Below are 14,145 nucleotides of genomic sequence, written 5' to 3'. Positions count from 1 at the left end.
TACACGAATCCATTCATGGGCTTCTTTGTGTTTAGCTGTCGCAATTCATATTACAATCCGTCATTAGGTATTGTTTATCCTTGGGTTTTATCATCATTTTCAAGAAGCTTAAGAAATTTATTGGGTGTCCTGTGGGATAAACTTGAGGTGTTTGCTGCGTTTGTTCCGCTGGACTGTGATTGGTGAGCTTAGTGGACTTAGTAGGTAATTGAAGCGGCGCTTTACTTTATCGTTGAACCAAAGGAGAATCGGTTGTGAAATGCAGAATCATTTTGATAACCTCGTTCGTACTTGTTTTAAGCTTATTACTTGGCTGTCAATCTTCGTCTATTCACTATCCAACGGGGAAGGACACAGTTGTAATAGTCGGTGACGGAAAGTTTCAAATTGGCAAGTTTCCTGACTCCTTAAAGCTGGAGATGTTCGAAAGCAGCCAGCAAATGGTTATTCTAGAGGAAAAGGTGAAGCAATATAAAAAGTCTGGACAAAATCTCTATGTAATCGGCGAAAAGAATGCATATTACGTTGTAGACGGGACATCCAATACGTGCAAAATATATATTGGTTCGGATCAATCAGACATTGATGCAGTGATCACATATTTGAAGGATTACGACGAGTTCTCGGAAAAAGAACAAGCAATGTTTGACGAGATGCAGTAGCTTACCTTCTGTTAGGAAGGAGGGAACACAATGAACAAATTCAGCACAAACCAATTTAATAATCTCATTAGCGGTAACTCATTAGCCTGCGAATTAGCGGCATCTTCAAGCGACTATCGTTCTTTTATCGTCTGCAGAGCAGTGAGCACAACTATGTTTCTAAATACATCCGACCCAGAGAAGCTCAACTTCTGGATAAGGAAGTATGAGATACCGACTGAATATCTCATTAACGGTTGGGATGTATGTGATGATGAGCTAACTAATTCGATTCACATTAAAGATATTGAGGGTGTCTCGCAGCTCGAACATGTATTATTGCGATATATTTCTGACCTTTCTCCATTAGATATCGATTGGAAGTGCGATAATCCTCTATGATAGTGGGGTTCAATCCTGTATCCCAAACACACTGCACAGCAATGCCAACCAAGCCCATCGCCTTCCCGGTAATGGGCTTTTTTCAATCTACATCCAATACGATGGATGATTCTCCCTCCAAGCGGACATTCTATTCCAGTCAGTCGTGTTTGCTGCCCTAGTTAGTTGAGCTTGGTCAAACTTGTTGCGCAGGGGTAGGAAGGTTGAGGCCTGACAACACTGTTGCTGTAGACCCACACGAGTGCCGTCAGGTATGATACCGTTAATGGAAATTTGGAGGTAATCGCGCGTGACGAATGAAGGTCAATATGCGGATATCAAGCAGGGGGAGAAAGGGGCCTGGATCAGCATCGGCGCTTACCTGGCGCTTTCAGGCATTAAGCTCGGTGCGGGCTACTATTTCGCTTCTCAAGCGCTGACGGCGGACGGTTTCAATAACTTGACGGACATCGTGGCATCGACGGCTGTATTGATCGGACTGCGCATCTCGCAGAAGCCGCCGGATAAGGACCATCCGTACGGGCATTTTCGTGCAGAGACGATTGCAGCACTCATTGCTTCGTTCATTATGGCGACGGTCGGTCTACAGGTATTAATCGATGCGGTGCGGGCGCTATTCCAAGGGACGAGCGAAGCGCCCAACCTCACATCGGCATGGATTGCGATCGCGGCGGCGGCAGCGATGATAGGCGTATATTCATATAACAAGAAGCTGGCGAGCCGAATCAACAACCAAGCCTTAATGGCCGCGGCCAAAGATAACTTGTCGGACGCGCTAGTCAGCATCGGTGCAGCGGTCGGCATTTTCGGCGCGCAGCTTGGTTTTCCATGGCTGGATACGGTGGCGGCATTCGCGGTCGGCATTATTATTTGTAAGACGGCGTGGGACATTTTCTACAGTTCGACTCACGCGTTAACGGATGGGTTCGACGAGAAGGAGCTAAACACACTGCGGGGAACGATCGCGCGGACGCAAGGGGTTCGGGAGATTAAGGATATCAAAGCCCGCGTGCACGGCAGCAACGTCCTCATCGACGTCATCATTACAGTTGACCCAACGCTGTCAATCGTGGAGAGCCATCGCATTAGCGACGAGATTGAGCAGCGGATGGAGCGGAAGCACAACATTATGAGCGTTCATGTCCATATGGAGCCGTATGTGTCAACGCCAACGCCTGCTGAGCATAAAGACGGAACGAATCAGATGGTTTAAAATAGTGCCGCAGCATCTCTCGCCAACCCGCAAAACGCCGCAGTTACGCATCATTTGGGCTATGTAAATGTTTCCTGCGACGGTATGTTTTTCTCCTGGTAGTTCGAATGGACTATATTGGTTATGTAACCAAGTCCAACACTTTTATGAGACAATTTCAATGAATCAGGTAGGGTTAACCTTAGGCCAATAGCAGAATATGAGAACGATGAGAAAAGCGCCCATTGGGCGCTTTTTTATTGTTGTCCAGAGCCTAACAATTCCGACAAGGTTCGATATGCCTAGATTGGCAAAATTCACATTGGGAACAACGTCAGATGCTTGTCCTTTCGACCACCCGATACAATGGGATTATATTTCCACAGCACAACAAACAATCCTATGGAGGGAATCGAACCTATGCTTACTACTTCATGGAAGAAACCGCTCCTTACAGCTTCAATGGCAACCATGCTTGCATTTGGATCCATCCTCGTTCCGACAGCGGACGTATTCGCAGCGCAGGTCGGTACGGCAACCGTAGAGTCAGGCGTCAACATGCGCACTAGTCCGTCGACATCGGGCAGCGTTATCCGTATGGTGAAGAAGGGCGAAAGCCTCGTCGTTCTCGAGAAGACGAACTCGTATTGGTACAAGGTACAAGACAGCAGCGGACAAATCGGCTATGTGTCGACGTCGAGTCAATATTTGAATGTCAATCTGTCCAGCAGCAGCGGCGGCAGTGTGTCGACACCGACAGGAACGACGACCGCGACGGTGCTGTACGGCGTTAATATGCGGACAAGCGCATCGGCATCGAGCAGCGTCATCCGAATGCTGAAGAAAGGCGAACCCGTCGTCGTGCTGGAGAAAACGAATGCCAGCTGGTATCGCGTCCAAGAAACGAACGGCCAAGTTGGTTACGTCTCAACCGACAGCAAATACTTGAAAATAAACGGCAGCGTTCCTTCCGGCGGCGGCTCGGGTACGTCGACTGGCGGCACGTCCTCCAGCGGCGGCACTTCGGGCGGCACGTCCGGCGGCTCAACGAACGAGACCGATGCTTCGCGTGCAGCGCAGATCGAGAAAGTAATCGCAACGGGTATGAAATACCTCGGCACGCCGTATGAGTTCGGTTCGAACCGGAATACGACGACGACGTTCGACTGCTCCGATCTGTTCCGCCAGATGTACCTTGAGGGCATCGGGCTGAAGCTGCCTGCGGACTCCCGCGGCCAAGGCGAGTATGTGAAGAGCAAAGGTAATGCGGTCTATGACTGGCATCAGCTGAAGCGCGGCGACATCCTCGTATTCATGGATTACAAGGGGTCCAAGGCTTCCGATTACGCAGGTATCGATAAGTCCGCGCAACGTATCTCGCACGATGCGATTTACTTGGGCGACGGTCAGATTCTACATACTTATTCGAAAGAATCCGGCGGCGTGAAGATTAGCAGCATCGCGGGCACGCATTGGGAATATCGCTTCATATATGGCGGCAGCATCATCTAGTGTTGGACGAGCAATCGGAAGGCTAACGAACCATAGCGAGCTTATTCGGCGCAATAAGGGTATATTAAGGCGCTAACGAACTTAGTAACTCATATTTGCTGTAAAATAAGATCTTCCGGCCGGTATAAGCATAGATAGAGCGTACGAGGTTCGTTAGAAATCGCAGATCTCCGTACAAGCGTATTAGCGCTGCTGGAGTTCGTTAAAAGCTAGCGACGCATTGCACTAGAGTGTGCATCACTATCTATCCATCAATCAATATCAGCATCCAATTCATGAGACGACTCTTTCCGATATTCGGAAGGAGTCGTTTTGTGCTGTCTGCGGAACACTTTAATGAAATAACTGACATGCTCGAAGCCGACCTCGAGTGCGATGTCCGAAATTTTGCGGTCGGTGTCGCGTAGCAGTTCTGCCGCGCGGCGCACTCTGTAGCTGTTCAAGTAGTCGATCGGCGTTTTGTGCGTCATCGATTTGAAGAAGCGAATGAACTGGCCTTCGCTCATCGGGACAAGATCGGCAAGCTCGCGTATGCGGAGAGGACGGTCGTAATGCTCCTGCATATGCACGATGATCGTCTTCAGTCTCTCGATCTTAACGACCTCGGCGGCATTAACCGCCGAACGTTTGCGCCACTGACCGGCAGCAGCGATTTCGGAGAATATGAGCAGCAGCCGCCCCTTAATCGCAGCCTCGAAACCTAGCGGCTGTCGGTCGTAAGCGTCCATTACTGCGTGCAAATGGCCAAGCACGGCTTGGCCCCATTCGCTATCGGGCTCAATATGCCGCGGCAATGTGCGGCGCTTCTCTTGCAGGGGGGTAATGAAGCCCGCTTGAACAGCGTCGTAGCTTGCGCCTGCCAACCAATCGGCGTCAAAAACAATCGCGCAGAAAGTACATGGGGAGTCGTTATGCGAATGACCGGCATGCATGTCGCCGCCGTCGATGAAGACGGCTTCGCCTGCTCGGACGACGAGGTAATCGGTATCGATCTGGAACCGCACTTCACCTTCCAGGACGCAGAAGAACTCCGCTTCCTGGTGCCAATGTGTGTCCAGTATGGGCTCTCCCGCTTCCCGCTCGATTAAGTAGGCAGCCATAGGGAGCATTGCATCGCCATGTAAGCGGTCCTCGCGAAGGGTGTGCTTGGCGTAGAGATCCATTGCGGCATTCAGCCTTTCTGTCATGATGAACATACAATATCAGAATCGTGCTAAAGTCACTCATAATTATGATAGTTTGCCTGAATCGAAGTCAGTATAATACTACTATATACGTAATTACATGCAATTCCTATCCTATATTGCTTCGAAAGGATGAAACCAAACCATGAAATTCCATAACGGGAACTGGCTTGTACGCGAAGGCTTCAACCTGAAACCAGCAGTACAAGCACATGAGGTTGAGCGTCGCGGCGACGAGCTGACCGCTTATGTATCGCCAATTCCGATTCTGAGCCGTTCCAACATGCTGGATACGCTTCAGTTGACGGTGAAATTCCACTCGCCAGCACCAGGTGTTATCGGCGTTAAGCTGATCCACTATGCAGGTGTTGTAGAACGTGGACCGAAGTTCGAGCTGACGCCTGAATCGAAGGGTCACGTGACGATTACGGAAACGGAAGACGAAACGATTCTGACGAGCGGCACGCTTAGCGCGCACATCCGCAAAGGCGCAGAGTGGAGCGTTGCATTCTACCGCGGCGGCGAGCGTCTGACGGGCAGCGGCCCTCGTTCGATGGCTTATGTGACGGAAGGCAAGGACCGCAGATGGCTGCGCGAAGAGCTGGATCTTGGCGTAGGCGAATTCATCTACGGTCTGGGCGAGCGCTTCACTGCTTTCGTGAAGAATGGACAAGTCGTTGACATCTGGAACGAAGACGGCGGCACAAGCTCCGAGCAGACGTACAAGAACATTCCGTTCTATGTTTCGAACAAAGGTTATGGCGTATTCGTCAACCAACCAGAGCTCGTATCGTTCGAGGTTGGTTCCGAGAAAGTGAAGAAAGTACAATTCAGCGTTGAAGGCGAATCGCTCGAATACTTCGTTATCGATGGTCCTTCGATCAAGGATGTACTGAGCAAATATACGGATCTGACAGGCAAAGCGGCGCTGCCGCCGGCATGGTCGTTCGGCCTGTGGCTGACGACGTCGTTCACGACGAACTACGACGAAGCGACGGTTAACTCGTTCGTAGACGGCATGGCTGAGCGCGATTTGCCGCTGCACGTATTCCACTTCGACTGCTTCTGGATGAAGGAATACCACTGGACGGACTTCAAATGGGATGAGCGTACGTTCCCGGACCCAGTCGGCATGCTGAAACGTCTGCATGACAAAGGTCTGAAGATCTGCGTATGGATCAACCCTTATATCGCACAGCGCTCGCGTCTGTTCGAAGAAGGCAAAGCTAACGGCTATCTCGTGAAGAAAGCTAATGGCGACGTATGGCAATGGGATCTGTGGCAGCCGGGCATGGCGCTCGTCGACTTCACGAATCCAGCAGCATGCGAATGGTTCGCTGGCTACCTGCGCGACCTCGTGGACATGGGCGTGGACAGCTTCAAAACAGACTTCGGCGAGCGCATCCCGACGGATGTTGTATATCATGACGGCTCCGACCCGTACAAAATGCACAACTTCTACACGCAGCTGTACAACGAAGTTGTATTCAACGTGCTGGAAGAAAAGCTTGGCAAAGGCGAAGCAGCACTGTTCGCGCGTTCGGCTACGGTCGGCGGACAGAAGTTCCCTGTACACTGGGGCGGCGACTGCTACGCAGACTACGAGTCGATGGCTGAGAGCCTTCGCGGCGGCCTGTCGCTCGGTCTGTCCGGCTTCGGCTTCTGGAGCCACGATATCGGCGGCTTCGAGAACACGGCGCCAACGCACGTATTCAAACGCTGGCTGCAATTCGGCTTGCTCTCGAGCCACAGCCGTCTGCACGGTTCCAAGTCGTACCGGGTGCCTTGGGCTTACGATCAAGAAGCAGTTGACGTTACGCGCTTCTTCACGAAGCTTAAGAGCCGCCTGATGCCTTACCTGTTCGACACAGCGGCACAAGCGCCTGAGCTCGGCCTGCCTTCGCAGCGTGCGATGATCATCGAATTCCAGAACGATCCGACGACGGAATTCCTCGATCGTCAATACATGCTCGGCGAGAACTTGCTCGTTGCTCCGATCTTCACGGAGAGCGGCGACGTGCAATACTACCTGCCGCAAGGCGGTACGTGGACGCATGTACTGAGCGGCGAGACGAAAGAGCCGGGCTGGCACAAGGAAAACTACGGCTTCGACAGCCTGCCATTGTTCGCGCGTCCGAACTCGATCATCGCTTTCGGCGCGAACGATCTGCGCCCTGACTACGACTACTCGAACGGTGTGGACTTCAACGTCTATGCACTGGAAGATGGCCGCACAGCAACGGCAACGGTTCGCGATATCAAAGGTGCTGTCGAAACGACAGTTTCCGTTGTGCGCGAAGGCAAGTCGATCGTTGTTTCCTTGCAAGGTACGGGCAAAGCGTTCAGCGTAACGCTGAACAGCATCGGCGAGATCGCATCGGCAAGCGGAGCATCCGCATCCGTTGACGGTGACACGGTTATCGTCCCTGCTGGCGAGAAGAACGTGACGGTTACGATTACGCTGGCTTAATCGAGCCTATAAAAAAGCCTCCACTCACGAGAATGTGAGTGGAGGCTTTGCTTTGTGCATTAATTTGTTGTTATGGCGTTCCTCCAACAGGAGCAATAAAGGAATAACGCAGAGGAAAGAATGCATAGATCGGACGACCGACGTCAACGTTATGTGTGACATCGATCGGTTCGCCAGTATCTTCAATATTAAGAGTGGCGGTCACATGGTCGTCGAGCGGTGAGTTTGGATCGCAAATAAATAGTGTTAATTGCGTCTGTCTCAGCTGGTAGCCGTAGACGAGCACTTGATGATTCTGGCCTAGATCGGAAGGCAGCAGTGACTTGACCATAACAAGCCCAATCGGACATAGCTTGCCGCTGTCAATCGTTTGCTGGATTGCCGGCCATGCGCTGCGCGCCATTTTCCATGCTTTGCCGTCGCCAAGAAAACCATCTGAAATATAATTGTCCGAATTGGGGTAGAGGCTGTCTGTTAGCGTCATAAACTCTTTTACATTCGCCAGGACATCGAAACCACCGCATACAAGCGGATCGCAAGAACCGAGCATCGGCGAATTAAAGCTGTCAAAGAGACGACGAACAAAGTAATGAAATATAGGATCGCCTTCTACCGCGGGTCGATGTTGAGGCGGCCTCTGATGGGCTTCGAAATAATCAATGACAGCATACGTCATTCCGCCGCATAAGCCGTTTGATGCATCGCCTAACGAAATGCCATCTCCCCACCATGAGAATGGAGGCAGGCGCAGCTGTCCAAACGAAGCACTTGGCCAGTTATTGCCGAATGGGAGTCCGTTGGTGCTTGGCAGAAATCCGGGTACGCGTACGGGGGCATCGGTCTGCAACGTATATATCGTTTCGGTATTGTTCCCTTTGCCGCCGGCGCCTGATAGTCCGTAGCCAGGGCTTACGCTGTGATGGTAATTGTTCAACCCGACGAAGGGGTTATCCCATCGAATGTTTAGCGAGGCGCGAGTGCCCCACCAGTTCTTCCATACGACATTATCGAAGCCGATAATGAACAGATCAATATGGTCGGAGCTTCGTGCAAGAGCAGCTATCCGTTGGGTCGTGTGGTCGAATACCGTTTCATTGTGAATCGGGAGCCAGCCGACAGTTGCCCAGCCAGATTGCCCTTCCCACCAAGTGCTCCATATGGCATTATCGAGCCCGACCACGAACAGATCGATTTGATTCGAATGACGGGATAGGGCTGTAATTTTTTGCGTAGTGTGATCAAAGCGTGTCTCGGGGTGAATCTGAATCCAACCGCCGGCCGCCCAACCGGAATGTGTTTCCCACCATGTGCTCCACACCGCATTATCGAAGCCGATGACGAACAGATCGATTTGATCTGGGTTGCGTGTTATGGCTGCAATCTCCTGTTTCGTATGATCGAACACCGTTCCAGCATGAATTTGAAACCAATTCGCCCAGCCGATAGCTGGTTCCCACCAAGTGCTCCAGACTGCGTTGTCAAAGCCGATGACGAATAAGTCCAGATGGTTCGGGTTTCGGGAGATTGCGGTAATTTTCTGTGTCGTATGATCGAAAAACGTTCCAGGATGAATCTGGAACCAACCGCTAGGTGACCAGCCAGAAGCTGCTTCCCACCAAATGCTCCAAACCGCATTGTCGAAACCGATGACGAACAGGTCGATTTGACTCTCATTGCGAGAGACGGCAGTGATTTTCTGTTTGGTATGATCGAATGTTGTTTCAGCATGAATCTGGACCCAGCCGCCCGCTGCCCAGCCTGTAACTGCATCCCACCAAGTGCTCCAGACCGCATTGTCGAAGCCGATGACGAACAGATCGAGGTGCCCGGTCCCGCGAGCGATCGCTGTGACTTGTTGTGTCGTATGATCGAATACGGTTTCAGGATGGATTTGGAACCAGCCTCCAGGCGCCCAGCCAATGCTAGCTTCCCACCAAGTGGTCCAAACTGCATTATCGAAGCCGATGACGAATAGGTCGATCTGATTTGGGTTGCGCGAGATTGCAGTGACGTTCTGGTTCCGATGATCGAACACCGTTCCAGGTTGGACCTGCGACCATGACTGCCAATCATAGTCAAAGATATAGCTGACATGTCCTTCAGTACCGGTTGCAAACCCGTCACTCTCCGATTGCCATCCCATTTCGCCCCCTGGTGGAATGAATGCAGGCGGAGTCCAACCGCCAGGTGTCCATTCTCCATGTGCGAGTCCAGAGTCTGAGAGCTGCAGCGTGTGCGGTGTTTTGTTTTTTAACATTACGCGCGTTGAGCGAGCGGGCATTTCGCCATCTCCTTTATAATCGGACTGGTTCACTACGCTGCGGGGCTTGATGTGTTCCATCATAAATAATAGAGCGGATTATTAATAAAGGTTGTCGAACGAGAGTGGGAATGCCTCGAAATTTTCGTGAAATTGTTCAGATGATATTGAAGAAACTTAGTCATAAGGAGGGCAGCGTAGCCACTGGCTCAATTCGCATTTACCGTCGTTGTACTGACGACGTTGCCTCCGGTAATCTTCTTCCTCATCATGCAGAAGAACATTATGAAGGGCATGGTTGCAGGCGCGGTGAAAGGTTAATTGGATATTCCAAGTATGAAGGCAGCTCCGCGCTAATGGCGGCGCTGCTTTTTCTTTAGCGAAACTTAACGGTAATCGGAGGCTTGAGCTGTTGAATTCGTTATCGATGGGGACTACCATAGGGGAGGAATATATTACTGGTATAAAATGTTAGTTTGAGGTGAACGTAATGATAGCAGACAAGAGGTTGAGTGCTGCTGAGGCGGGGTGGATATTTCTCGTATCGTATACAGCAGGGGTTGTTTTCTCAGCGGTATTCTCCTCGCAGGATGCAGAAGGAGGATATACGCTGAGCCTTTTCCTCGTTCAAGTACTGATCGGTAATGTCCTGCTATTCCTTCTGCCGGGCGTCATCTGGACACGTTGGAGCGGGCTGTCATTGAAGCGGACGCTGAGGCTGCATGCTGTGCCGTGGTCTATACTTGGCCTAGGTGTGCTGCTGTACGCGGTTAGCCAAGTTCCGATGTTGTTCTTGCACCGGCTGACGGAAGCAGCATTGACGTTGTTCGGCGATGCATATAAGCCGTCTGACTATCCGATCTCGGATAATGTAGGTTCATTGCTGCTGCTTCTGTTATGCATTGGCATTATTCCACCGCTGTGCGAGGAGCTATTGTTTCGCGGCGTCTTGCTGTCGGGCTTGGAGCAGCACGGCATTCTGTTCGGCGCTGTTGTGAGCTCGGCATTATTTGCGTTGTTCCACGACAATCCGTACCGTCTGTTCGAGCTGTTTGCATCAGCGCTTATATCGGCGCTAATCGTCCAGCGATCAGGCTCGATACTGCCAGGTCTCGCTATCCATATGGCGACGAACCTAACCTATGTGTTTGGCTCTTATGCTCGCGGCGGGGATCTCGTCGAAGGCGTTTCTTCAAGCAGCGGAGTAGACGTGCCGTTCCTTATACTGATAGGCGTCGCATCGGTGCCGGCAATCTATGTGTGCTGGCTCATTCTGAAGCGAATGGACCGCCAGATGTTAGTACGATCGAGGGAGCAGTATAGGGATGAAACAGCGAGAAGAGATGAAGCTGGCGGATGCAAGGATTCGCTGCTTGGCAGTCGTGAAGATGCGGCAGGAGGTCGGATGGCCGCGAGCTGGGGCTGGGCTGTGCCGGTTACACTTGCTGTTATTGTCTTCGTCGTAAAAGCGGTAGTCGGATAGCCCAGCGGGAATGGGGTTCGTGGAACGAAGTAATGTATGCTCGACTTGGTGTAGGTTTAATACTAGCCCTGTCCGGTTACATAAGTAAGGAAATCTTTGCCTTGCTGCTCTCGTCTACATAGGTGAGATTCCTCGAAAGGGTGGAGTGAATGAATAACGTGATTATCGTCTGCACGTTCCTCCTAACGGCATACGTATCGATTCGGGTCATGAAGAGTACAAGGGACCAGTGGTTAGGCATGGCGGCAGCACTAGGGCTTAATTCGGTTATACTTGGAATGTCGGCGTGGCTGCTGTTGCGGACCGATGAGCAGGTACGACTGTTCGGGATCGATCATGCGAATCGGTACACCTTGATCATCGCACTGCCAGTTATGACATGGGTACATTTCTTAATGCTTTCCTATGCTAGAAAGCGTATGGGACGGCATAAGAATGAAGGTCGTGCTTGATGGATAAGATTGTTTTTTCACCTGCTTGGTTAGATTGGTTCTTCTATTTTTCTGGATTTTCCAATTTGTTATCATACAAGTAAAGAAGCCGAGTGCGATAAACACTCGGCTCAACAATGGCTTGGATGGGTTTTTCCTTCTGAATTGCAAAGAGGCTCGAATCCACCTTTGGCAGTTAACCAAAGGTGGGTTTTCTTTTTCTTGAATCATTTCAGAGATTATTGCCTAGCTAATTAACCGCATGTCACAATGGCTAGATATACGGTTCGTAAACTTCAACATTGGTCGTCTCATCATAATATTTTAATAGCGTTTTGCCAGAAGGAGTACGGACAATAGTGCCGTAGTTAAGCTCAGAATATTCACTCATAAAGAGCGTGTCGAACGTGAAAGTTAGTGTAGGGTCGTTGGTTACATTGCACCTAAGAGCAATTTGAATTCGGTCTGTCCCAGTCGGCGTTGTAAAGAAGAGAGCTTCGCCATTTTTGTAATAGTAAGTGATGATTTTATTAGAGCCTTGAAATAAATAGATTTCAATGATGTTTCTATGGGTTCCGTCACTTGCATAGTAAGCTGTTTCGGAATTGAAACGATAGTTCCTTCCTCCAGAAGTGGGGAGGTTAAGAACAGAACCATACCAACCTCCGCTTGAATAACCGTTAACAGTTACTTTATAGCCGCTGCTATCAACTATCCATTTAGGATTTGAAGACATGCTCCACAAAGTATCATTAAGTTTTGGAATCAAATTTTTAGTTGTAAATCCATACAGAGACCCATTAGCGTCACGCCATTTGAAAGTTGTATCAAGTGTTAATGTCTGCCCGTTAACAACAACACGTCGACCAGGAAAAAGTCCTGACTGTGGAGGAGCTGTATGCACGGTATCGTTTAACTCTTCTAATTTGACATTACTCATATGACCGCTCTTTAGCCAGCTAGAAGCTCCTATGCTAACACGTACTAATCGGTCCTTATTAGCAGGAGTATATGGATCGCTATCTGATCTTATAATATTACCAGCAGTGTATACATCTCTGATCCCGCCGTTACCGCCTACAATATCAATGAAAGTATCGATTGCTCCGATGATATTCCCGACAATTGAAACCCCTGTATATCCCTCTATAACGATTGACCGCCAATCTGTATCGGCTAAGCCAGCGCTGCTTGACCATGATTTATGTGTGATCATTGAATTACGATCGCAGTGATTAAAAACATTTCCTGTTATGGAACAAGCCACACCGACCTTTTCAAAAACTCTATAAATATAGTCAAACATGTTACCTATAAAAGTGCATTGCTCCATATTCTTTAGTTTAAAAACATAGTCAAAAAATTCAAACCAGTTGTTTATGAATTGACTCATACTGAGAGTAGTGTTATCTTGAGCAAAATCGCAGGACACCTTTACTGTTGATCCATTGCTAATGTAACTGGTGCCACTTCCATGGAAGTAGTTATTGTAAATATAAGCATCTACGATCTGACCTCTATAGAATACAGCTCGACCTATGTTGCGAATCTCGCAATAGTGTATTCTTGAAGCCATCGAGAATGCGCCATTGTAAAATACATAATCGAAGAGACCGATCTGTACGCCTTCAAACAAAGAATGATTACTTACGTTATATTTGTAGAGGAAAATATTCTTTTTGATCTCTGGGTAGTAATTCAGACCTGTAAAAACACCAATATTCATCATAATGATTTGTCCACCAGCCACACCGCCTTTTCCTGTAAATAAGTAAGCATCGGGATCAGATTGGTTGAAAATGATGGAGCAGTGCGAAATCGAATCGCCTGGAAGTGTAGAGAATCCTGTAATGCATCCACTTATATACGCATTGCTGCCGAGGAATAGTGTCTTTGTTACCTGATAGTAGCCTGGTTTTGCAAAATTAACGAATAGCTTATTCGGGCCGGCTAGATTTAAGGCGGCTTGAATCGCACTAGTATCGTCTGATCCGGTACTGCCATTCCAATTCCCTTTGGCACCGAACCAGTGAGGTAATATGGAGGCTATCTGAGGAGCGCCTGCCACTATGCCTCCTAATGAAATATCGAAGATCCAATCAGTAATAAGTGCATCAATTGCGCTATTAATCGTTAGTGTTTTATTCGCTGCTATTAGGAAGCGAGCATTGCGCTCAAATACAAGTTTTTTACTGCTTGGAATCGTAAGGTTCTGATCGATGAGATATACGCCTTTCGGGACAAATATCGTATCTGTATCGTCCTGAATCGCAGCCAATAGTGCTGAGTAGCTGCTTGTAATTCCGCTGGGATCTGCACCTTTCCAACGAATATTAACACCGCGTTGATTAAGCTCATCGTCCAGTACTTCGAAATTTTCATTTAACTGTTGATCTGTTAGCGGATTACTAGTACTACTATCCCACTCATTCATATTCATATTTGATGTAAACGCGCTCATTTTATTCACCTCTTAGGCACCAAGAAAACAGGGCCTCTCTTTAGAACATTATATGAAACTAGCGGTTATTGGTGTTTTATACGGTATAAATAGTTGATTGACCACTTGT

11 protein-coding genes are annotated in these 14,145 nt (G+C 49.3%); 8 read left to right on the top strand and 3 right to left on the bottom strand.

All coding sequences use genetic code 11. From position 1 onward, the window contains the following. From SBI19_RS20930 to SBI19_RS20910, 5 genes are all read left to right on the top strand, one after another. Nucleotides 1–186: hypothetical protein (locus SBI19_RS20930; protein ID WP_317971463.1), on the top strand; the 186-nt coding region annotated here is incomplete at its 5' end. Between the two features lie 68 nt (nucleotides 187–254). Further along, nucleotides 255–662, top strand: a complete 408-nt coding sequence (locus SBI19_RS20925; RefSeq protein ID WP_317971462.1) for a hypothetical protein — start codon at nucleotides 255–257, stop codon at nucleotides 660–662. Between the two features lie 30 nt (nucleotides 663–692). Continuing rightward, complete coding sequence (locus tag SBI19_RS20920; protein WP_317971461.1) at nucleotides 693–1,043, top strand: hypothetical protein; 351 nt, start codon at nucleotides 693–695, stop codon at nucleotides 1,041–1,043. 289 nt (nucleotides 1,044–1,332) lie between these two features. Next, nucleotides 1,333–2,256 (top strand): cation diffusion facilitator family transporter, encoded by a 924-nt coding sequence (locus SBI19_RS20915; RefSeq protein WP_317971460.1) that lies wholly within the window; start codon nucleotides 1,333–1,335, stop codon nucleotides 2,254–2,256. Nucleotides 2,257–2,655: 399 nt separating this feature from the next. Beyond that, nucleotides 2,656–3,747 (top strand): C40 family peptidase, encoded by a 1,092-nt coding sequence (locus SBI19_RS20910; protein WP_317971459.1) that lies wholly within the window; start codon nucleotides 2,656–2,658, stop codon nucleotides 3,745–3,747. A gap of 251 nt (nucleotides 3,748–3,998) precedes the next feature. Here the strand turns inward: SBI19_RS20910 and SBI19_RS20905 are convergent, their stop codons facing one another. Continuing rightward, nucleotides 3,999–4,943: a helix-turn-helix domain-containing protein gene (locus tag SBI19_RS20905; RefSeq protein WP_317971458.1), complete on the bottom strand. Its 945-nt coding sequence runs from the start codon at nucleotides 4,941–4,943 to the stop codon at nucleotides 3,999–4,001. Between the two features lie 133 nt (nucleotides 4,944–5,076). Between SBI19_RS20905 and yicI the strand changes: the two genes are divergently transcribed. Then, nucleotides 5,077–7,401 (top strand): alpha-xylosidase, encoded by a 2,325-nt coding sequence (gene yicI / locus SBI19_RS20900; protein WP_317971457.1) that lies wholly within the window; start codon nucleotides 5,077–5,079, stop codon nucleotides 7,399–7,401. A gap of 70 nt (nucleotides 7,402–7,471) precedes the next feature. Here yicI and SBI19_RS20895 read toward each other — a convergent pair whose 3' ends face one another. Continuing rightward, the gene (locus tag SBI19_RS20895) at nucleotides 7,472–9,544 is read right to left on the bottom strand and encodes a PLL family lectin (protein WP_317971456.1); all 2,073 of its coding nucleotides are present in this window, start codon (nucleotides 9,542–9,544) and stop codon (nucleotides 7,472–7,474) included. Between the two features lie 607 nt (nucleotides 9,545–10,151). On the opposite strand from SBI19_RS20895, the gene SBI19_RS20890 reads away from it, so the two are divergent. Continuing rightward, the gene (locus tag SBI19_RS20890; protein WP_317971455.1) at nucleotides 10,152–11,144 is read left to right on the top strand and encodes a type II CAAX endopeptidase family protein; all 993 of its coding nucleotides are present in this window, start codon (nucleotides 10,152–10,154) and stop codon (nucleotides 11,142–11,144) included. A gap of 149 nt (nucleotides 11,145–11,293) precedes the next feature. Then, on the top strand, nucleotides 11,294–11,596 hold the full coding sequence (locus SBI19_RS20885) for a hypothetical protein (RefSeq protein WP_317971454.1): 303 nt from the start codon (nucleotides 11,294–11,296) through the stop codon (nucleotides 11,594–11,596). Between the two features lie 253 nt (nucleotides 11,597–11,849). On the opposite strand, the gene SBI19_RS20880 is transcribed toward SBI19_RS20885, so the two are convergent. After that, nucleotides 11,850–14,036 carry a hypothetical protein gene (locus tag SBI19_RS20880; RefSeq protein WP_317971453.1) on the bottom strand — a complete coding sequence of 729 codons (2,187 nt, stop codon included), beginning with the start codon at nucleotides 14,034–14,036 and terminating at the stop codon, nucleotides 11,850–11,852. Nucleotides 14,037–14,145 lie beyond the last annotated feature (109 nt).

The organism is Paenibacillus sp. CCS19, from assembly GCF_033239625.1.
Classification (GTDB): domain Bacteria; phylum Bacillota; class Bacilli; order Paenibacillales; family Paenibacillaceae; genus Paenibacillus_T.
The sequence above is the reverse complement of the archived record's forward strand: the minus strand, read 5'-3'. Positions and strand labels throughout refer to the sequence as shown.

Excerpts from the sequence above, each read along its gene's own strand:
- SBI19_RS20920 (WP_317971461.1), top strand. The coding sequence starts at position 693 with ATGAACAAATTCAGCACAAACCAATTTAATAATCTCATTAGCGGTAAC.
- SBI19_RS20910 (WP_317971459.1), top strand. The coding sequence starts at position 2,656 with ATGCTTACTACTTCATGGAAGAAACCGCTCCTTACAGCTTCAATGGCA.
- SBI19_RS20905 (WP_317971458.1), bottom strand. The coding sequence starts at position 4,943 with ATGTTCATCATGACAGAAAGGCTGAATGCCGCAATGGATCTCTACGCC.
- yicI (WP_317971457.1), top strand. The coding sequence starts at position 5,077 with ATGAAATTCCATAACGGGAACTGGCTTGTACGCGAAGGCTTCAACCTG.
- SBI19_RS20895 (WP_317971456.1), bottom strand. The coding sequence starts at position 9,544 with ATGGGATGGCAATCGGAGAGTGACGGGTTTGCAACCGGTACTGAAGGA.
- SBI19_RS20890 (WP_317971455.1), top strand. The coding sequence starts at position 10,152 with ATGATAGCAGACAAGAGGTTGAGTGCTGCTGAGGCGGGGTGGATATTT.
- SBI19_RS20885 (WP_317971454.1), top strand. The coding sequence starts at position 11,294 with ATGAATAACGTGATTATCGTCTGCACGTTCCTCCTAACGGCATACGTA.
- SBI19_RS20880 (WP_317971453.1), bottom strand. The coding sequence starts at position 14,036 with ATGAGCGCGTTTACATCAAATATGAATATGAATGAGTGGGATAGTAGT.